This is a genomic window from Xanthomonas chitinilytica (genome assembly GCF_026107455.2).
GTDB lineage: Bacteria > Pseudomonadota > Gammaproteobacteria > Xanthomonadales > Xanthomonadaceae > Stenotrophomonas > Stenotrophomonas chitinilytica.
The window spans coordinates 218,661-237,117 of the sequence record NZ_JAPCHY010000004.1 but is presented as its reverse complement, the minus strand read 5'-3'; the positions used below and the strand labels follow the sequence as shown (position 1 = coordinate 237,117).

The 18,457-nt window shown below is 69.4% G+C and carries 15 protein-coding genes; 4 read left to right on the top strand and 11 right to left on the bottom strand.

The window, feature by feature from the left end:
* Position 1: 1 nt before the first annotated feature.
* Positions 2 to 2,110, bottom strand: a complete 2,109-nt coding sequence (locus tag OK345_RS06930) for a S9 family peptidase (RefSeq protein WP_265127191.1) — start codon at positions 2,108 to 2,110, stop codon at positions 2 to 4.
* A 132-nt stretch (positions 2,111 to 2,242) separates the two neighbouring features.
* On the opposite strand from OK345_RS06930, the gene OK345_RS06925 reads away from it, so the two are divergent.
* Positions 2,243 to 3,820: a peptide MFS transporter gene (locus tag OK345_RS06925; RefSeq protein ID WP_265127190.1), complete on the top strand. Its 1,578-nt coding sequence runs from the start codon at positions 2,243 to 2,245 to the stop codon at positions 3,818 to 3,820.
* A gap of 223 nt (positions 3,821 to 4,043) precedes the next feature.
* Here OK345_RS06925 and OK345_RS06920 read toward each other — a convergent pair whose 3' ends face one another.
* The 4 genes from OK345_RS06920 to OK345_RS06905 form a co-directional block, all read right to left on the bottom strand.
* Positions 4,044 to 5,666, bottom strand: coding sequence for an ABC-F family ATP-binding cassette domain-containing protein (locus OK345_RS06920; RefSeq protein ID WP_265127189.1), 1,623 nt, complete (start codon positions 5,664 to 5,666; stop codon positions 4,044 to 4,046).
* A 227-nt stretch (positions 5,667 to 5,893) separates the two neighbouring features.
* Positions 5,894 to 6,931: an ACR3 family arsenite efflux transporter gene (arsB, locus tag OK345_RS06915; RefSeq protein WP_265127316.1), complete on the bottom strand. Its 1,038-nt coding sequence runs from the start codon at positions 6,929 to 6,931 to the stop codon at positions 5,894 to 5,896.
* A gap of 13 nt (positions 6,932 to 6,944) precedes the next feature.
* Entirely contained in the window at positions 6,945 to 7,457 is a 513-nt protein-coding gene (locus OK345_RS06910) for an arsenate reductase ArsC (protein ID WP_265127187.1), read from the bottom strand.
* A gap of 43 nt (positions 7,458 to 7,500) precedes the next feature.
* A complete protein-coding gene (locus OK345_RS06905) occupies positions 7,501 to 7,833 on the bottom strand; it encodes an ArsR/SmtB family transcription factor (protein WP_265127186.1) in 333 nt (110 codons plus the stop codon).
* A 17-nt stretch (positions 7,834 to 7,850) separates the two neighbouring features.
* On the opposite strand from OK345_RS06905, the gene arsH reads away from it, so the two are divergent.
* A complete protein-coding gene (gene arsH, locus OK345_RS06900) occupies positions 7,851 to 8,585 on the top strand; it encodes an arsenical resistance protein ArsH (RefSeq protein ID WP_425510955.1) in 735 nt (244 codons plus the stop codon).
* 134 nt (positions 8,586 to 8,719) lie between these two features.
* On the opposite strand, the gene OK345_RS06895 is transcribed toward arsH, so the two are convergent.
* A complete protein-coding gene (locus tag OK345_RS06895; RefSeq protein ID WP_265127184.1) occupies positions 8,720 to 9,223 on the bottom strand; it encodes a single-stranded DNA-binding protein in 504 nt (167 codons plus the stop codon).
* A gap of 175 nt (positions 9,224 to 9,398) precedes the next feature.
* On the opposite strand from OK345_RS06895, the gene OK345_RS06890 reads away from it, so the two are divergent.
* On the top strand, positions 9,399 to 10,397 hold the full coding sequence (locus OK345_RS06890) for a polyprenyl synthetase family protein (protein ID WP_265127183.1): 999 nt from the start codon (positions 9,399 to 9,401) through the stop codon (positions 10,395 to 10,397).
* Between the two features lie 443 nt (positions 10,398 to 10,840).
* Here the strand turns inward: OK345_RS06890 and OK345_RS06885 are convergent, their stop codons facing one another.
* Positions 10,841 to 11,629 carry a dienelactone hydrolase family protein gene (locus OK345_RS06885; protein ID WP_265127182.1) on the bottom strand — a complete coding sequence of 263 codons (789 nt, stop codon included), beginning with the start codon at positions 11,627 to 11,629 and terminating at the stop codon, positions 10,841 to 10,843.
* 135 nt (positions 11,630 to 11,764) lie between these two features.
* Here OK345_RS06885 and OK345_RS06880 point away from each other — a divergent pair, with 135 nt between their 5' ends.
* Positions 11,765 to 12,352 carry an SMI1/KNR4 family protein gene (locus OK345_RS06880; RefSeq protein WP_265127181.1) on the top strand — a complete coding sequence of 196 codons (588 nt, stop codon included), beginning with the start codon at positions 11,765 to 11,767 and terminating at the stop codon, positions 12,350 to 12,352.
* Between the two features lie 178 nt (positions 12,353 to 12,530).
* On the opposite strand, the gene murD is transcribed toward OK345_RS06880, so the two are convergent.
* The 4 genes from murD to OK345_RS06860 all read right to left on the bottom strand — a co-directional run bounded on the left by murD (position 12,531) and on the right by OK345_RS06860 (position 18,368).
* Positions 12,531 to 13,937, bottom strand: a complete 1,407-nt coding sequence (gene murD / locus OK345_RS06875) for a UDP-N-acetylmuramoyl-L-alanine--D-glutamate ligase (protein WP_265127180.1) — start codon at positions 13,935 to 13,937, stop codon at positions 12,531 to 12,533.
* The gene (gene murL, locus OK345_RS06870) at positions 13,918 to 15,267 is read right to left on the bottom strand and encodes a UDP-N-acetyl-alpha-D-muramoyl-L-alanyl-L-glutamate epimerase (protein WP_265127179.1); all 1,350 of its coding nucleotides are present in this window, start codon (positions 15,265 to 15,267) and stop codon (positions 13,918 to 13,920) included. Before murL ends, murD begins: the two co-directional genes overlap by 20 nt.
* A gap of 69 nt (positions 15,268 to 15,336) precedes the next feature.
* Complete coding sequence (locus OK345_RS06865) at positions 15,337 to 15,774, bottom strand: hypothetical protein (protein WP_265127178.1); 438 nt, start codon at positions 15,772 to 15,774, stop codon at positions 15,337 to 15,339.
* Entirely contained in the window at positions 15,771 to 18,368 is a 2,598-nt protein-coding gene (locus OK345_RS06860) for a bifunctional aspartate kinase/diaminopimelate decarboxylase (protein ID WP_265127177.1), read from the bottom strand. Before OK345_RS06860 ends, OK345_RS06865 begins: the two co-directional genes overlap by 4 nt.
* Between the last annotated feature and the right edge of the window lie 89 nt (positions 18,369 to 18,457).

Below are 18,457 nucleotides of genomic sequence, written 5' to 3'. Positions count from 1 at the left end.
GTTACTGGCCGATGTGCTGCTTCAGCCAGCCGTTGACGGTGTCGTGCCACAGGATGCTGTTGTCGGGCTTGAGCACCCAGTGGTTCTCGTCGGGGAAGTACAGCAGCTTGGACTCGATGCCCTTGCGCTGCAACGCGGTGAACGAGGACAGGCTCTGGTCGAGCGGCACCCGGAAGTCGTTCTGGCCGGCGACCACCAGGGTGGGCACGCGCCACTTGTCGATGTGCCGGGCCGGGTTGAACTTCTCGTAGCCGGCCGGGTTGTCGGCCACCGTGCCGCCGAACTCCCATTCGGTGAACCACAGCTCCTCGGTCACCACGCCCATCGAGCGGGTGTCGAACACGCCGTTGTGGTTGACCAGGCACTTCCACGGCTCGTTCCAGTTGCCGGCGATCCAGTTGACCATGTAGCCGCCGTAGCTGGCGCCCAGCGCGCAGGCCTTGTCGCCGTCGAGGAACGGATACTGTTCCTGCGCCGCGGCCCAGCCCTTCTGCAGGTCTTCCAGCGGGCGGTCGCCCCAGTGCTGGCTGATCGCGTCGGTGAATTCCTGGCCATAGCCGGTGGAACCGTGGAAGTCGATCATCACCACGGCATAGCCCTGGCCGGCATAGGTCTGCGGGTTCCAGCGGTAGCTCCAGCCGTTGCCGAAGCTGCCCTGCGGACCGCCGTGGATCAGGAACGCGACCGGATACTTCCTGCCTTCCTCGTAGTTCCACGGCTTGACCACGTAACCGTGCACGGTGGCGTCGTTCCAGCCCTTGAAGCTGAACTGCTCGAACTCGCCCATGCGCACGTCCTTGAGCTGCTCGGTCGCCGCCGGGGTGATCACGCGATACGGACCGGCCACGTGCTGGCCATCGGCGCGCTGGCGCTGGAACTCGTCGATCTGCGACAACGAGGCGACCACCAATTGGTCGTTGGTCTGCAGCGTGTTCTGGGTGAAGGCCAGCGTATCGCCCGCCACTTCGAATGCGGAGATGCTGCCGATGCCGGCCACCTTCTTCACCTGGCCGTCGGCGATGTCGACCGCGAACAGCGGATGCTCGCCCATGTCCTGCGCGGTGGTGTACAGGGTCTTGCCATCGGCGGACAGCGCCACGCCATCGGCCGAGCGGTCCCACTGCGGCGCGATCTCGCGCGTCTTGCCGCTGGCCAGGTCCAGTGCCATCAGCCCGAAACGGTCGGCCTCGAAACCCGGGCGCTTCATCGCGCGGTAGTACAGGGTCTTGCCATCGGCGCTGAACACCGGGCCGGCATCCCAGGCCGGGTTGCCGGCGGTCAGGTTGACCGGCGCCCGCCGGCCGTCGGCATCGAGCTTGTACAGGTCGAAATTGGTCGACCACGGTTCCTGCTTGCCGGCCACGCGGATGCTGGCCACCACGCTGCGTCCGTCCGGCGACCAGGCGTAGTCGTCGTTGCCGCCGAACGGCTTGGACGGGGCGTCGCCGTCCAGGGTCGCGCTGATGGCCGAGGCGCCCTTCACCGGCGCGCCGTCGGCGGCCGGCAGCGGCGCCACGAACAGGGTGTTGCGGCGGCCGTCGCTCCAGGTATCCCAATGGCGCACGAACAGGCCGTCGAACACCTTGCCGCTGTGCTTGGCCGACTTGGCCTCCTCCAGCCGCTTGGCGGTGCAGCCCAGGTCCGAGCCGCAGTCCTGGAATGCCGCGGTGCTGAAGGCCACGCGGTCGCCCTTCGGCGAGACGCGGAAACTTTCGACGTCCAGCGCCAGGTCGGTCAGCTGCTGCGGCGTGCCGCCGGCCAGCGGGATCGAATACAGCTGCTGGCTGCCGTTCTTGGCGCTGAGGAAGTACACGCTGCGGCCGTCGGCCGACATCGCCGCGGAATTGACGTTCCAGCCTTCCGGCGTCAGCGCTTTCGGCGGCGCCAGGTCGCGCGTGAGCAGGTTGCGCACCCACAGCCCGGTACTGGCCTTGCCATCCTCGCCCACCACCCGCTTGGCGAACACCACGGTGCCGCCGTTGGCGTCGAGCAGCGGCGCCGAGACCCGGTCCAGCGCCAGCATGTCGCGGACATCGAGACCGCGCGGGGCGGCCAGCGACGGCATCGCGGTCAGCAGGCACAGCGGCAACAGGGCGTAACGAAGCTTCATCGGGCATCTCCCAGGCACGAAAGGAGCCGATGGTAGGCGCCCCGCCGGGGCGGCGCAAAGGTCCGAAGTCATGCCGCGCCCGGCGCGGGGGCGGCCGCTATACTGCCCCGTCTTTTCACGAGGGGGCATCCGGTGTCCGCATCCCATCCGGCCGCGGTCGCGGCCAGTGGCCAGTTCCTGGGCCATCCCAAGGGCCTGTACGTCTGTTTCCTTACCGAGATGTGGGAGCGCTTCGCCTTCTACGGCATGAAGGCGCTGCTGCTGCTGTACCTCACCAAGCACCACCTGTTCAGCGACACCGACGGCTACCTGCTGCTGGGCACCTACGCCGGCCTGGCCTACGCGTTGCCGCTGCTGGGCGGGTTGCTGGCCGACCGCTACCTGGGCATGCGCAAGGCGGTGGTGTTCGGCGGCATCCTGCTGGTGCTCGGCCAGTTGGGCATGGCTTATACCGGGCACGCCGCCGCCGGCGTGCAGGGCGCCGGCCAGCAGGACGCCTTCGCCGTGCAGGTGATGTACTTCTCGCTGGCGCTGATCGGCGTGGGCGTGGGTTTCCTCAAGCCCAACATCTCCACCATCGTCGGCCGCCTGTATCCGGACAACGACCCGCGCCGCGATTCGGGCTTCACCATCTTCTACATGGGCATCAACGTCGGTGCGTTCCTGTCGTCGCTGATCGTGGCCTACATCGGCGAGAAGATCGGCTGGGGCTACGGTTTCGCACTGGCCGGGGTGATGATGGCGCTGGGCCTGGTGCAGTTCCTGCTGGGTCGCCGCCACCTGCTCGGCCAGGCCGAACCCGCCGATCCGGTGCTGCTGCGCACGCCCGCGTTCGCCGGCCTGTCGCGCGAGATGCTGATCTACCTGGGCGGCCTGCTGCTGACCGTGGTGGTGTGGCAGGTGCTGCAGACCCGCATCAACTTCGGCCCGCTGTCGGCGCTGTTCGGCGGCCACGAGGTCACCCTGACCGAGGTGGTGGCGGTGGTGCTGGGCCTGGGCCTGTATGCCTGGTTCGTCCGCCTGCTGTTCTCCGGCATCAGCCGCGCCGAGAAGGGACGGATGATCATGCTGATGGTGCTGATCACGGTCAGCGCGCTGTTCTGGGGCCTGTACGAGCAGACCTACGGACCGTGGGTGGCGATGGCCGACCGCGCCATGGACCGCACCACCTTCGGCATCCAGTGGACCGCCGGCCAGACCACCGCCATCGGCGCGCTGGCGGTGATCGCGCTCAGCCCGGTATTCGCCTGGATCTGGCCGCGGCTGGACCGGCTGGGGCTGAATCCCAGCTACCCGGCCAAGTTCGCCTGGGGCCTGGTGTTCTGCGGCCTGGCCTTCGGCGTGCTGGCGTTCGCCGCCGCCAATCCCGGCGACGACATGCTGGTCAGCCTGTGGTGGATGATCCTGGCCTACTTCGTGCTGGTGCTGGGCGAGATGGTGCTCTCGCCGGTGGGCCTGGCCGCGGTGACCTCGCTGTCGATCCCGCGTGCGGTGGGCATGATGATGGGCGCCTGGTTCCTGTTCTCGGCCTTCGGCGAGATCATCGCCGGCCGCCTCGGCACCTGGGCGGCGATCCCGCACGACGCCAGCCGCGAGCTGGCGCTGTCCGTCTATGCCGGCGTCTTCACCAAGATGATGTGGATCGGGCTGGTGGCCGGCGCACTGCTGTTCCTGGCGACCCCGCTGCTCAAGCGCCTGACCCGCGACTGACATCGCCGACACCCGGCACGACAACGGCGCCTCGCGGCGCCGTTGTCGTTTCCCGCTGCGTTGCCACCCTGCTCAGGGTTGCGCGGTGCCCTGCGCCGGCGCGCCGCCCAGATGCTGCGACAGGAAGCCCAGCAACCTGGTGTAGTACTCGCGCTGGTGCGGCTCGGTGTAGAAGCCGTGGCCCTCGGTGCCGCGCTAGCTGGCAAAGCAACCACAGCCGATGTCAGCCGACCTGGCGCATTCCGTCGGCGGTCAGTTCCAGCCGGCGGGTCACGCCGATCGCGTCGAGGAACGCCGCATCGTGGCTGACCACCACCAGTGCTCCCTGGTAGGCACGCAGGGCCTGCTCCAGTTGCGCGACCGTGGCCAGGTCGAGGTTGTTGCTCGGCTCGTCCAGCAGCAGCAACTGCGGCGCCGGTTCGGCATGCAGCACACAGGCCAGCACCGCGCGCAGGCGTTCGCCGCCGGACAGCGCCGCGACCGGCAGATCCATCCGCGCGCCCCGGAACTGCAGGCGTGCGAGCAGATTGGCGCGCTCGGGCGCCGGCATGCCCGGCGCGAAATCGGCGAAGTTTTCCGCCACGCTGCGCGCCGGGTCGAGCAGGTCCAGCCGCTGCGACAGATGGGCGATCCGCCCCGCTCCCCGGCGGACGCTGCCTTCGTCCGGCGCCAGTTCCCCGGCCAGCACCTGCAGCAGCGTGGACTTGCCGACACCGTTCGCGCCCAGCAGCGCGATCCGTTCCGGTCCACGGATCGTCAGCGAAATGCCATGCCCGCCGAACAGCCAGTGCCCATCCCGCTGCACGCGCAGGTTCTCTGCGGCGAACAGCACGCGTTCGGCCGGCACCCGCGTGGCCGGCAGCGCGAGATCGAGGGACGCGCTTTCCTGCAGCGAACGCGCCGCTTCCTGCAAGCGCGCCCGTACCTGGGTCAGGCGGTCGGCGTGGACCTCGTCCGCCTTGCCCGCGGACACCTGCGCCGCGCGCTTGAGTTTCCCGGCCACGATCCGCGGCAGGCCGGCGTCGGCGAGGTTGCGCGAGGCGTTGCCGGCCCGCCGTTGCGCGCGTTCGCGCGACTGCTGCATCTCGCGCTTCTCGCGCCGGACCTCGCCGCGCAGGTTGCGCACCTGCTGTTCGACGGCCTGCTGTTCGGCCTCCACCGCCTGGTGATAGAAGCCGAAACCACCTCCATACAGTTTCAGCCTGGAAGGCTCGAGCTCGGCGATCTGTTGCATGCCCTCGAGCAGCTCACGGTCATGGCTGGCAACCAGCAGGCAGCCCGGCCATTCCGCCAGCACCCGGTGCAGGTGCCGGCGCGCGGCACGATCGAGATGGTTGCTGGGTTCGTCCAGCAGCAGTACGTCGGGGCGCCGCAGCAGCCGTGCGGCCAGCCCCAGCGACATCGCTTCGCCGCCACTGAAGGTCGACAGTTTTCGCTGCAGCGGCACCTCGCCCAGGCCGAGCCGCGCCAGGGTCGCGGCTGCGCGCTCGCGCAGGTCCCAGTCGCCGTCCAGGATGTCGAAACTGGCCGGATCCGCATCGCCGGCCAGGATGGCCTCCAGCGCGGCGAGCCGGTCCGCGATGCCCAGCACCTCGGCCACGGTCGCTTCCGCATCCAGCGGCAGATGCTGCGGCAGGTAGGCAAGCGTGCCCTGCATCTCGACCTGCCCGGCCAGTGGCCGCAGTTCGCCGGCGAGCAGCCGCAGCAGGGTGCTCTTGCCAGCCCCGTTCGGCGCCACCAGGCCGGTGCGCACGGGACCGAGGGCGAACGAGAGGTCGTCCAGTACGGGGGTACCGTCCGGCCAGGAAAAACCGAGGTGGGAAACGCGGATGCGCGCGTCGGACATGTGGATTCTCCGTTGTCGGCCGCGCAGGCAGCCGCGCGGCGGTGGACCAGTCGGACTGCCGGCCGCCCACCTCGTCGGTGGTGGTGCCCTGCGGCCCGTGATGGGTCTACGAAGGAATCGCCTTGCTCACATGTCCGTTGGTTCTCCGCTCAAGCCGCGCATTCTACGATGCTGCACCGCGGACCACGTGGATGGCACCTGAGCGGCGCGGCAATGGCGGCTTCCGGTCATGGATCGCTCGCGCCGTGCCGCTCGTACCAGCCTTTGGAGCGATTGACGATGCGGACCACCGACAGCATCACCGGCACTTCGATCAGCACGCCTACGACCGTTGCCAGTGCCGCGCCGGAGTGGACCCCGAACATGCTCACTGCCGTCGCCACCGCCAGTTCGAAGAAGTTGCTGGCGCCAATCAGCGCGGAAGGCCCGGCCACGCGGTGGGCCACCCCCAGCCTGCGGTTCAGCAGATAGGCCAGGCCCGAGTTGAAATAGACCTGGATGAGGATGGGCACCGCCAGCATGGCAATGACCAGCGGCTGCGCCAGGATCTGTCCACCCTGGAAACCGAACAGCAGCACCAGCATCAGCAGCAGGGCCGCCAATGACAGCGGCCCCAGCATGGCCAACCAGGCGTCGAGCCGGGCCTGCCCGCCGTTGCGCATCACCCAGGCACGCAGCCCTGTGGCGATGACCACCGGCACCACGATGTAGAGCCCCACCGAGATGGCCAGCGTGGCCCACGGCACCGCGATCGACGAAATGCCGAGCAACAGCGCGACCAGCGGCGCGAACGCCACCACCATGATGGCGTCGTTCAAGGCCACCTGGCTCAGGGTGAAGGCGGCATCGCCGCGGCACAGGTTGCTCCACACGAACACCATCGCGGTGCAGGGCGCGGCCGCCAGCAGGATGAGGCCGGCGATGTAGGAGTCCACCTGGTCGGCAGGCAGCCACGGCCCGAAGACGTGGCGCAGGAAGAACCAGCCGAGCAAGGCCATCGAGAAGGGCTTCACCGCCCAGTTGATGAACAACGTGGTGCCGATGCCGCGCCAATGCTGGCCGACCTGACGCAACGCGCCGAAATCGACCTTCAACAGCATGGGCACGATCATCACCCAGATGAGCAGGGCCACGGGCAGGTTCACCTGCGCCCATTCGATGCTTCCCAGACGGACGAAGACGGACGGCCACTGGTGGCCCAACAGCGTGCCCGCCACGATGCAGAGCGCCACCCACAGGGTCAGGTAGCGCTCGAACACCCCCATGCGTGGCGGCGTATCACTCATCGCCGGCGTCCGCCGGTTCGACAAAGCCGATCCTGTCCAGGGCCACCTTGAGTTCTGCGCGGTCTTCCCAAACCGCAGCCGGGAGCGCCAGGAAGGCCATCAGCCGGGCCTGGATGACGCGGTGGGCGTGCTTGAACGCTGCGCGCTTGTCGTCATCGCTGCCGTCGGCTGCGGCCGGGTCAGGCAAGCCCCAATGGGTCCGAAGGAAATCCCCGAACACCACCGGGCAGGTTTCCGCCGCCGCGGCATCGCATACGGTCACCACCAGGTCCATGCGCGGCGCCTCCGGCGTGGTGAATTCGTCCCAGGACTTGCTCCGCAGCCCGGCCGTGGACACGCCCTCGGCCGCCAGTTGCGCCAAGGCAAAGGGGTTCACCGTGCCAGTGGGCTGGCTGCCGGCGCTGAAGACCTTGAAGCGATGGCCGGCCCATGCGCGCAGCGTGGCCTCGGCCAGGACGCTGCGGGCGCTGTTGCCGGTGCACAGGAAAAGAACGTTGTGGGTCATGCCGATGCCGTCGTGGGAGGAAAGAGGTGTTTTTGCCGGTCGCTCAGCAGCCGCACGCCGCGTCGCTTGCCGGCGCGCATGCCGCGCTGGAAGAGCCTGCGCAGCAGTTGTGGGTGAGATATTCGACCAGGCCGTTCATCGCCTGGAAGTTGGCGCGGTAGCAGACATGGCGCCCCTGGCTCTCGCTCTCCACCAGCCCGGCGTGCAGCAGCTCCTTGAGGTGGAAGGAGAGCGTGGCTCCGGGCACGCCGAGGGCTTCTCCGATGTCGCCCGCCACGCGGCCGGCGGGGCCTGCTTCGACCAGCAGACGGAAAGCGGCCAATCGGGTCGCATGACCCAGGGCGGTGAGCGCGGCGATTGCATGTTTTGTTTCCATGTTTCTAGAATAATCGAATGAACATGACCGAACAATCCCCCTCCCTCCTTCCCCTCCACCTGGATACGGACCTGCTGCCGCGACCCGAGCACGAGACGCTGGGCGCCGACAGCGCGGGCCACCGCCCCCGCATCCTCATCCTCTACGGCTCCCTGCGGCCCCAGTCCTTCAGCCGGAAACTGGCGCTGGAAGCCGAGCGCATCCTGCGCCACCTGGGCGCCGAAACCCGCGTGTTCGACCCGCACGACCTGCCCATGCTCGACAGCGTGGACAAGAGCCATCCGAAGGTGCAGCAGCTGCGGGCGTGGTCGCAGTGGTCGGAGGGCCAGGTGTGGGTGTCGCCCGAACGCCACGGCACCCTCACCGGCGTGTTCAAGAACCAGATCGACTGGTTGCCGCTGGAAGACGGCAGCGTGCGGCCCACGCAGGGCAGGACCCTGGCGGTGATGCAGGTCTGTGGCGGTTCGCAATCCTTCAACGTGGTCAACACGCTGCGGGTCCTGGGGCGCTGGATGCGGATGGTCACCATCCCCAACCAATCGTCCGTTGCCAAGGCGTGGCAGGAGTTCGACGACAACGGCCGCATGAAGCCGTCGTCCTACTACGACCGCGTGGTGGACGTCATGGAAGAACTGATGAAATTCACCTTGCTGGTGCGCGGCCGCAGCGACTATCTGGTGGACCGCTACAGCGAGCGCAAAGGCGCCGAAGAGGCGGTGCGCGTATCGACGGCGGCCAAAGTGGTGGGGTGATATCCGTTCACGCCTTCCACGGGTGGAAGGCCGGCCGGAGAACAGCGCAGGCCGCGGCAGCGACTGCCAACAAAAAACCCCAGAAGGCACAGGGCCTTGCCGGGGTTTTGCTGGCGAACCAGTTCCGTTCCGGATCAGAACGGAATGTCGTCGTCGGCGAAATCGTCCATCGGCGGCGCGGCCGGCTGCTGTGCCGGGGCCTGGCGCTGCGGGCGCTGTCCCTGGTCCTGGCCGCCGTAGTTCTGGCGCGGTGCCGCCTGCCGCTGCGGACGCTCGCCGCCGCCCATGCCGCCACCGCCCTCGCCGCGGCCGCCGAGCATCTGCATCTCGTCGGCGACGATGTCGGTGGAGTACTTCTCCACGCCGTCCTGGCCGGTGTACTTGTCGTAGCGCAGCGAGCCTTCCACGTAGACCTGGCTGCCCTTGCGCAGGTACTCGCCGGCGATCTCGCCGAGCTTGCCGAAGAACACCACGCGGTGCCATTCGGTGCGCTCCTGCTGGTTGCCGTCGCGGTCCTTGCGCACGCTGGTGGTGGCCAGGCTGATGCGGGTCACGGCCATGCCGCTCTGGGTGTACTTGGTGTCCGGATCGTTGCCGAGGTTGCCGACCAGGATGACTTTGTTGATGCCGCGGGCCATAGGTTCCTTCTTCCGTTGGGATGTACCCGCCGGATGCGGGCATAGCGAGTGAATTATAGCGGTCCTGCCGCGGGTATCGGAGAACGCCGCGAACCGCGGTGGGACTAGCCCTCCCGGGCGGGCCGTCCCCGGCCGCAACCCCTATAATTCCCGGCACGCCCCCAGTCCCGACCGCATGACCATCATCGAAGACACCCGCCCCGCGCTGGCCCTGCCCCAGATCCAGTCGCTCGCCGCGCCCGACATGGCGGCGGTGGATGCGCTGATCCGACGCCGCCTTTCCTCGGACGTGGTGCTGATCAACCAGATCGCCGACCACATCATCTCCGCCGGCGGCAAGCGCCTGCGGCCGATGCTGGTGATGCTGGCCGGGCACGCGGTGGGCGCCGCCGGCGCCGACCACCACCAGCTGGCGGCGATCATCGAGTTCATCCACACCTCGACCCTGCTGCACGACGACGTGGTGGACGAATCGGACCTGCGCCGCGGCCGCAGCACCGCCAACGCGCTGTGGGGCAACGCCCCGAGCGTGCTGGTCGGCGACTTCCTGTATTCGCGCAGCTTCCAGCTGATGGTGGAACTGGACCGGATGGAGGTGATGCAGATCCTGGCCGACACCACCAACCGCATCGCCGAGGGCGAAGTGCTGCAGTTGCTGCACGTGCACAATCCGGACACCGACGAGGCCGCCTACCTGCGGGTGATCGAGCGCAAGACCGCGGTGCTGTTCGCCGCCGGCACCCGTCTCGGCGCGCTGGCGGCCGGTGCCGATGCCGGGCTGCAGCAGCGGCTGTACGACTACGGCATGCACCTGGGCTATGCCTTCCAGATCGCCGACGACGTGCTCGACTACTCGGCCAACGCCGAGGAGCTGGGCAAGAACCTGGGCGACGACCTGGCCGAGGGCAAAGCCACGCTGCCGCTGATCCATGCGATGGCGCATTCGGACGCGGCCATCCGGCAGCGCCTGCGCCAGATCGTGCAGGAAGGCGACGCCGGCGCGATGCCGGAAGTGCTGGCCGCCATCCAGGCCACCGGCGGCCTGGACTACAGCCGCGCCCGCGCCGCCGAATACGCCGAAGCCGCCGAACGCGCGCTCGACGGGATCGGCGAGAACGACGCCGTGGCCGCCCTGCGCGGCCTGGCCCGCTATGCGGTCGAGCGCACCCACTGACGCCGATCCGCGGCGCGGTTTCGACGAGCGCGCCGCATTGCTGCAGGTGAAGGGCGTCGGTGCGACCGTGGTCGCGCGACTGGAGCAGTTGGGCTTCGAATCGCGGCGGCAGCTGGCCGCGGCCGATCCAACACGGATACTGGCCCGGGCCTCGACGAGGCTGGACAGCCCCTGCTGGCGCAACAGCCCGCAGGCCCGGGCGGCGATTGCCGGGGCTGTCGCCGCCGCGAAGGCCTGCGGCGATGGAGTGCCGTCTCCGCTCCAGGGCGGCTGGTACGGAACCTTCCGTCGTCCACGCGCAGGCGGAGAACGCTCTTCAACAGCCGGCAGGCCGGTCAACCAGTACCGATGCGTTTCCGGGACGAAAGCCGCTGGGCGACCAGCGCATCGGTGATCCAGGAACTTCCCGCCCGCACGGAACGACGGGGGCGGCCGGGCGGCGCTCAATCGCCGAACCGCTCCTCGAAGAAGTCGTCCATCATCCGGAATGCACGCCTGGCCGAACGCTCGTGGTAGACGCAGCCCGGCGGATTGGCGGCGTCGGCCTCGGCGAAGCAGTGCACCGCCCCGCTGAAGTTGACGAACTGCCAGTCGGCCCCGGCCGCATTCATTTCCTGCTCGAAGCCGGCGATGTCCTCCCGGGTGACGCCCTGGTCGTCGGCACCGTTGAGGACCAGCAGCGGCACACCGAGTTCGCCCTTCGCCGGCAATGGCGTGGCGAGACCGCCATGCAGGCTCACCACGCCGGCCAGCGGCGCACCCGCACGCGCCATCTCCAGCACGGTGGTGCCGCCGAAACAGAAACCGACCGCGCCGATGCGCGCGCTGTCCAGCGGCGCCTTGCCGGCCTGCGCCTTGAGCACCTCGAGCGCCTTGAGCGCGCGCGCGCGCAGCAGCGGGCGGTCGTCGCGCAATGCCTTGGCCACCGGGCCGGCTTCGGCATCGTTCTTCGGGCGCACGTCCTTGCCGTAGACGTCGGCCACCAGCACCACGTAGTCGTCGCCGGCGATCGCCTTGGCCTTCTCCACCGCCGAGTCGTTGACGCCCTTCCAGTTGGGCACCATCACCAGTCCGGGGCGCTTGTCGCTGTCGCCATCGTCATAGACCAGCACCCCGCTGAAGGGGGTGCCGTCGTGTTCCCATTCCACCGGCTCGACCTGCATCGCCGCCAGCGCCGGAAAGCCCGCCAGCCCCATCAGTCCCGCCATGCCCCATGTCCAAAGCCTGCCCATCGCGCTCGCTCCACCGGGAAAGGACGGCCAGTGTAGGCGCGACGGCGTGGAGGGATGTCGATGCCGCGGGCTTCCTGCATGCTCCCGGGCCTGTCACCATTCCAGAGCGACCTCACCACGAAAGGAATCCGGGCCATGACCCTGGTGGACACCTACCTGGCCGGCCTGCGGGCCGCCCTGAACGAAGACGACCTCGCCGAACTGGCGCTCGCCCGCGGCGCCGCGGCGGACACGCTGCAGCGGCTGCTGGAACGCTACCCGCTGTGCCCGGCCAGCCTGCTCGAGCTGCTGGGAAAGATCGGCGGCACCCACTTCCAGGACTATCCGGACGGCACGGTGACGGTGCTGGTGCTGGGCTCGGACGTGTTCGAATATCCGTACTACCTGCGTTCGGTCGAGCAGATCCTGGAGGACGCGCGGGAGTACCGCGACAGCATCCGCGGCATCTACGGGAAGTACCTGGACGAGGATGCGGAGCTGCTCGGAGCCGGCATCGACCCGGACCTGGAGATGGGCGAACGGCTGTGCTTCTCGCACTGCATGAACAACGGCGGCACCTCGCAGCTGTACATCGACTTCCATCCGACCGCCGCCGGCAAGGTCGGCCAGGTGGTGCGCTACCTGCACGACCCGGACAGCTACCGGGTGATCGCCGACAGTTTCGACGACTACCTGCGGATGTTGATCGACGGGGAGTTCGCCTTCGTCGACGCGTACGAATGAGAAGCACCGCCACCGATCGCTCGCGCGGCTGCGCCAGTGCGCTCCGGCTCGTCCCGCATCGATTCCCGCGCCGCGGCCACGGGCGGGCATCGCAACCGCCACGCAATCCAGTGGATCCGCCTCCGTCCATGCATGCCACCGGCCCGGCCCGACGCCGGGCCGCATGGCCAGGCGCGCGTCAGGCGATGCCGATCCCGGGAATGGCGCTGATCGCATCCGGGTCGAAGCCGGCCAGCTCGGCGAAGTGGCGGCCGCGCGCGACATAGTCGCGGTAGGCGCCGTAACTCGGGGCGCCGGGCGACAGCAGCACCACCCCGCCCTGCACGCCCAGCGCGGCACGGGCCATCCGCACCGCCTCGGCCAGGTCGGTGGCGGCATGCAGGCCGAAGCGCCCCTCCTCGGCCAGCGGTTGCAGCAGCGCGTGGATGCGCGGCCCGTTGGCGCCCAGGGTGACGATTTCCACCGGTACCCGCTCGCGCATGTGCGCGGCGAAGTCGTGCCAGTCCAGGCCGCGGTCGTGGCCGCCGAGCAGCAGCGCGATGCGGCGGCCGGCGAAGCACTCCAGCGCGGCCAGGCTGGCATGGGGCGTGGTGCTGATCGAATCGTTGACGAACGTGATGCCGTCGCGCGTGCCGAGGGTCTGCAGCCGGTTGGGCAATGGGCGGAAATCCTGCACCGCCGGCGCCAGCGCCACCGCGTCCAGCCCCAGCGCCTCGATCGCGGCCAGCACCGCGCACAGGTTGCCGCGGTTGTGGCGGCCCGGCAGCGGCGTGTTGGCGGTGTCGAACACGGCCTGACCGGCGCGGTAGACCACCTCGCCGCGCATGTGCCAGCCGTCGGCGCGATTGAACCAGCGCACCTCGCTGTGCGGCAGCGACAACGCGGCAAGGTGCGGGTCGTCGGCGTTGAGCACGGCGATGCGCGGGGCCGCGGCGGTGACCAGCGCCAGCTTGTCCTCGATGTAGCGCGCCTCGCCGCCGTGCCAGTCCAGGTGTTCCGGGAACAGGTTCAGTACCAGTGCCACCTGCGGGTGCGCACCGCTGCGCGCGACCTCGCCGGTCTGGTAGCTGGACAGTTCCACCGCCCAGTAGTCGGGTGCCGGCTGCGGGTCCAGCACCTCCAGCAGCGGCAGCCCGATGTTGCCGGCCAGGCCGGCCCGCGCACCGGAGGCGCGCAGCAGGTGCGCCAGCAGCGCGGTGGTGGTGCTCTTGCCCTTGGTGCCGGTCACGCACACGGTGTCGCGCACCACGCCGTCGCTGTCGGCGTGTTCGCTGAACCACAGCGAGGTGCCGCCGACGAACTGCGTGCCCTGCGCGGCGGCGTGGCGCGCGGCCTCGCCATAGGGACTGATGCCGGGCGACTTGATGACGATCTCGAACGCCGCCAACGCTTGTCCGTCGACGTCCGAGCGGACCGTCAGCGCGCCGGCGGTTTCCGCGCGCGCCGCATCGGCTTCGCCTTCCGGGCAGAACAGCGTCAGCGGCAGCGAGGGCAGCCGCTGGCGCAGGACGCGGAACGCCGCGCGTCCCTCGCGTCCCCAGCCCCACAGCGCGACGCGCTTGCCGTCAAGCTGCGAAATTCGCACGCAGGCGCTCCCAGACCGCCGGCGGGATGCGGTGCTCGCCCTCTTCCGGCACCAGCAGCGGCTCGATCCGCAGTTCGGAGGCCTCCAGCTGCGGCTGGATCTCGTCGATGAAGCGTTTCACCAGCACGTCTTCCTTCCACTCCGGGCGCGCGCCCAGGGCCGCCATCGCCGCGCGCGATTCGCGGCCTTCGCCGACGCATTCGAACGGCTTGTGGTCCTGGAATTCCAGCAGCGCGTCGAAGCCGCCGGCCTGTTCGGCGTCGTCCAGCAGGTTGCGGCCGAAGATCCGCACCAGCCGCGTCTTGGGCATGAACGGCGCCAGCGCCAGGAACACGAAATGGCACTTCGGGCACACGCCGCACCAGCGGTTGACCGGGCGCTCGCCGAGGATGTGGAAGTTGCGGTTGCAGCTGGAGAAATGCGCGTCGTAGAAATCGCTCCGGGCGAACTGGCGCGCCACCGCCAGTTCCGACAGCGGCCGCAGCAACGAGTAGTAGTGCAGGTCCGCGGCCACGTGCCGCTGCACGTGCCCGCCGAACGCCTGCTCGAACGCCCAGCCCTTGGACCACTGGTGGTTGACCTCGCCGGTGCCGGGGATCTGGCTGCCGTAGCTGGCCGAGCGTTCGTTGGAGAACACCACCTGGCCGGCGCCGGTCACCAGCGCCGCGAACACCATGATCGCCGAGTTCACCGCGGTGACCGGGATGTGGCCGTTCCAGGCGCCCTGGCGGTTGAGCTCGAACAGCTCCGGCGCCAGCGCGCGGCCGATGTTGAGCATCGGCAGGCCGGTGCGCTCGGCGCAGGCGCGGATCAGCTGCGAGCCACCGATCCAGGTGACGGTCTGCTCGATGCCCAGCGCGCGCAGCGCCTCGATGCTGACCAGCGAATCCTTGCCGCCGCCGATCGCCACCAGCGCGTGTTCGCGCAGGCCCAGCGACGGCGCTTGCGCCGCCTGCGCGGCCACCGGCAGGCGGAAACGCCCGTGCAGGTCCAGGCCGTTGCGGTAGGCGAATTCGCCCAGGCCGTGCAGGTAGATGCTCTCCACCAGCGCCGCGGTACCGGCATCGATGGCGTAGCCGTCGATCGCCACCTGCGCCGGCACCGCCGCCTTGTAGTAGCTGACGCCGGCGATCAGGTGCAGCAGCTGCAGGGCGCGCTGCGCCGCGGCGGCGCGTTCGCCTTCCAGCACGAACGGCGCGCCGGGGATGGTCACCGTCTCGACCAGCTCGGGGCCGTCGTCGAAGGCGTAGACCAGACGCGCCACACCGGTGTCGGCGGCGAACTCGCAGCGGACGAAGCGGAACACGGCGATGGAATCACGATCAAACATGCTGCTCAGGTCTCCACCCGGGTCGGAACGCGCCGCGCACGATAGCGGCAGCGAAAAAAATTGCCAGTCTCATGCCACCGCCCGGCGCTCGCGGCGGCGCAGGAAACGCCAGGCCAGCGGCGTGGTGAACAGCATCGCCGGCAGCGTGCCGAGGTAGGCGGCGAACACGACGAACACCGCGGCCATCTCGGCCTGCTGCAGCAAGGCGAATCCCGTGGAATCGAGGATGGCCAGCAGCCCCATGCACAACGGGAAGAACAGCGCCATCGCCACCAGCACGGTGAAGAACACCATGCCCAGCAGCCGCCAGCCCCTGCGCCGGGCATCGACCAGCCAGCGCCAACCGCCGACCCAGGCCGCCGACAAGAGCGCGGCGACACCGGCCATCGCGCCCAACTGCCAGAGGAAGTCGTTCTTCATCCGGAAATCGAGCAGGAGTCCGGCCGCCACGGCCAGCGTAAACGCCAGCGCACCGGCCAACAGCGCGTATTCCAGCCGGGGGTTCATTCGATCACGTCCTCGCGCGGCAGCTCGCGCTGGTTGTAGGTATTGGCCATCACATAGCCGTAGGCCCCGGCGTCGGCGACCAGCACCACGTCGTCGGGCGCGGTGGACAGCGGCAGGCGCCGGCGCTTGCCGAACACGTCGGACGACTCGCAGATCGGGCCGACCACGTCGAACATGCCGTCGGCGACCGCATCGAGGCGGCTGAGGTTCTCGATGTCGTGCCAGGCGTCGTACAGCGCCGGGCGCATCAGCGCGTTCATGCCCGCGTCCAGGCCGACCCGGTGGATGCCCTCCTTCTCGATCACCTGGGTGACGTGGCTCAGCAGCACGCCGGACTCGGCCACCAGGTAGCGGCCCGGCTCGATCGCCAGCCGGAAGGCCGGATGCACCGCCTTCACCTCGGCCAGGCCGGCCGCCCACGACGCCAGGTCGAACGGCTCGTCCTCGGCGCTGTAGGGAATCGGCAGGCCGCCGCCGATGTCGATGGTCTCCACGCTGCCGATGCGGCGCGCGAAGCCGGCCAGTTCGTCGCACATCAGCCGCCAGTGCTGCGCCGTCTCCACGCCGCTGCCCAGGTGCGCGTGCAGGCCGACCACGCGGCTGCCCAGCTCGGTGGCGGCATCGACGAACTCGTCCACGCGCGCGACCGGCAGCCCGAACTTGGAGTCCTTGCCGCCGGTGCGGACCTTGGCGTGGTGGCCCTCGCCGCGGCCCAGGTCCACCCGCAGCCACAGCTCGCGGTTGCGGAACAGCGCCGGCCAGCGCCGCAGTGCTTCCACGTTGTCGACGGTGACGGTCACGCCCAGCGCGAACGCGGCCTCGTACTCGGCCTTCGGCGCGAAGCTGGGGGTGAACAGCACCCGTCGCGGCGACAGTTCCGGCAACACGTTGAAGACGTGCTTCAGCTCGCCGTGCGACACGCATTCCAGGCCGAAGCCTTCCTGCACCAGCGCCTCGAGGATGGCCGGATGCGAGTTGGCCTTGATCGCGTAGTAGCGCTGGTCGATGGCCGGGATCGCCGCCAGCGCGCGGGCGCGGGCGCGCACCGTCGGCAGGTGGTAGACGTAGCGCGGCGTGCCGGCGGCGGCCAGCCGCAGCAGGTGCTCGCGCTGGCCGCGCCACCACGGGGTCTCGCGCGGGCGCACGCTGCCGATGATCTCGCGCCAGCGCGGGCCGAACACCTCGCCCTCCTCGACCGGCATCGCGCCGCTGTCGATCAGTTCGGCGTGCAGGATCGGCAGCAGGCCATCGGCGTCGGCCTCGTCGATCACGAAGGTCAGGTTCAGGTCGTTGGACGACTGCGAGATCATGTGCACGCGCTCGCGCCCGAACGTGGCCCACACGTCGGACAGCTTGTGCAGCAGCGAGCGCATGCCGCGGCCGACCAGGGTGATGGCCGCGCACGGCACGATCACCTTGACCTTGCAGATCCGCGAAAGGTCCGCCGACAGCGCCGCCAGCACGTCGGTGTTGACCAGGTTCTCGGACGGGTCCAGCGACACGGTGACGTTGGTCTCGGCCGAACCGATCAGGTCCACCGACAGCCCGTGCTTCTTGAACAGGTTGAACACGTCGGCCAGGAAGCCGACCTGCTGCCACATGCCGATGCCTTCCATCGACACCAGCACGATGCCGTTGCGGCGGCTGATCGCCTTGACCCCCGGCACCGGCGCCGCGGTGCCGTCGATGCTGGTGCCCGGCATGTGCGGGCGCTCGGTGTCCAGGATCGCCATCGGCACGCCGGCGTCGCGGCACGGCTTGATCGAGCGCGGATGCAGCACCTTGGCGCCGGTGGTGGCGATTTCCTGCGCCTCGTAGTAGTCCAGCCGGGTCAGCAGGCGCGCATCGGGCACGTCGCGCGGATTGGCGCTGAACATGCCCGGCACGTCGGTCCAGATCTCCACCCGGCTGGCGCCGAGCAGCGCGCCGAAGTACGCCGCCGAGGTGTCCGAGCCACCGCGGCCGAGGATGGCGGTGCCGCCGTCGGCATGGCGGGCGATGAAGCCCTGGGTGATCAGCATGCGCGTGGGCTGCGCGCCGAAGCGGCCGCGCAGGTCGTCCCCGGCCTGCCATTGGCAGTTCACCGACAGCCGCTGCGACCATTCGCTCTGGTTGGGCTGCGGCGGCAGCGCGTCGAGCCACTCGCGCGCGTCCATCCAGCCGAAATCCAGGCCGCTGGCGTGCAGGTAGGCCGCGCCCAGGGTGGAGGACAGCAGTTCGCCCTGCCCCAGCACCTCGGCCTGCCAGTCCAGCGGACGCGAGGCCGCGCGCGGGTCGTCCAGCAGCGCCTGCAGCGCGGCCAGGCGTTCGCCCAGCACCGCTTCCGCATCCAGTTCCAGTTCGGCCAGAAACTCGTGGTGGCGCGCGACCAGCGCCGCCACCCGCTCGCGGCTGTCGGCGGCGCCATCGGCGATGGCGGTCAGCTCGTTGGTCACGCCGGACAGCGCCGATACCACCACCAGCACGCGGCCCCCGGTCTCTTCCGCGCGTTTTTTTGCCAGCTTGCCGATCGTGTCCCAGCGATGACGACGCGACACCGAGGTGCCGCCGAACTTGAGTACGACCCAACGGTCGCCGATTGGGGAAGCAGGCATTGGTCTAGGGGGTTCGAGGGTGGGGAAAGACCCGGCGCACCGGGCGGAACCCCCGATTCTATGCCAACCCCGGCGTTCCATGACCGCCA

What these genes read in the sequence shown, in the direction of transcription:
- OK345_RS06865 (WP_265127178.1), bottom strand. Translation starts at nt 15,774, where the DNA reads ATGAACCCCCGGCTGGAATACGCGCTGTTGGCCGGTGCGCTGGCGTTT.
- arsH (WP_425510955.1), top strand. Translation starts at nt 7,851, where the DNA reads ATGAACATGACCGAACAATCCCCCTCCCTCCTTCCCCTCCACCTGGAT.
- murL (WP_265127179.1), bottom strand. Translation starts at nt 15,267, where the DNA reads ATGTTTGATCGTGATTCCATCGCCGTGTTCCGCTTCGTCCGCTGCGAG.
- OK345_RS06885 (WP_265127182.1), bottom strand. Translation starts at nt 11,629, where the DNA reads ATGGGCAGGCTTTGGACATGGGGCATGGCGGGACTGATGGGGCTGGCG.
- OK345_RS06860 (WP_265127177.1), bottom strand. Translation starts at nt 18,368, where the DNA reads ATGCCTGCTTCCCCAATCGGCGACCGTTGGGTCGTACTCAAGTTCGGC.
- OK345_RS06930 (WP_265127191.1), bottom strand. Translation starts at nt 2,110, where the DNA reads ATGAAGCTTCGTTACGCCCTGTTGCCGCTGTGCCTGCTGACCGCGATG.
- OK345_RS06910 (WP_265127187.1), bottom strand. Translation starts at nt 7,457, where the DNA reads ATGACCCACAACGTTCTTTTCCTGTGCACCGGCAACAGCGCCCGCAGC.
- OK345_RS06905 (WP_265127186.1), bottom strand. Translation starts at nt 7,833, where the DNA reads ATGGAAACAAAACATGCAATCGCCGCGCTCACCGCCCTGGGTCATGCG.
- OK345_RS06895 (WP_265127184.1), bottom strand. Translation starts at nt 9,223, where the DNA reads ATGGCCCGCGGCATCAACAAAGTCATCCTGGTCGGCAACCTCGGCAAC.
- OK345_RS06890 (WP_265127183.1), top strand. Translation starts at nt 9,399, where the DNA reads ATGACCATCATCGAAGACACCCGCCCCGCGCTGGCCCTGCCCCAGATC.
- arsB (WP_265127316.1), bottom strand. Translation starts at nt 6,931, where the DNA reads ATGGGGGTGTTCGAGCGCTACCTGACCCTGTGGGTGGCGCTCTGCATC.
- OK345_RS06920 (WP_265127189.1), bottom strand. Translation starts at nt 5,666, where the DNA reads ATGTCCGACGCGCGCATCCGCGTTTCCCACCTCGGTTTTTCCTGGCCG.
- OK345_RS06880 (WP_265127181.1), top strand. Translation starts at nt 11,765, where the DNA reads ATGACCCTGGTGGACACCTACCTGGCCGGCCTGCGGGCCGCCCTGAAC.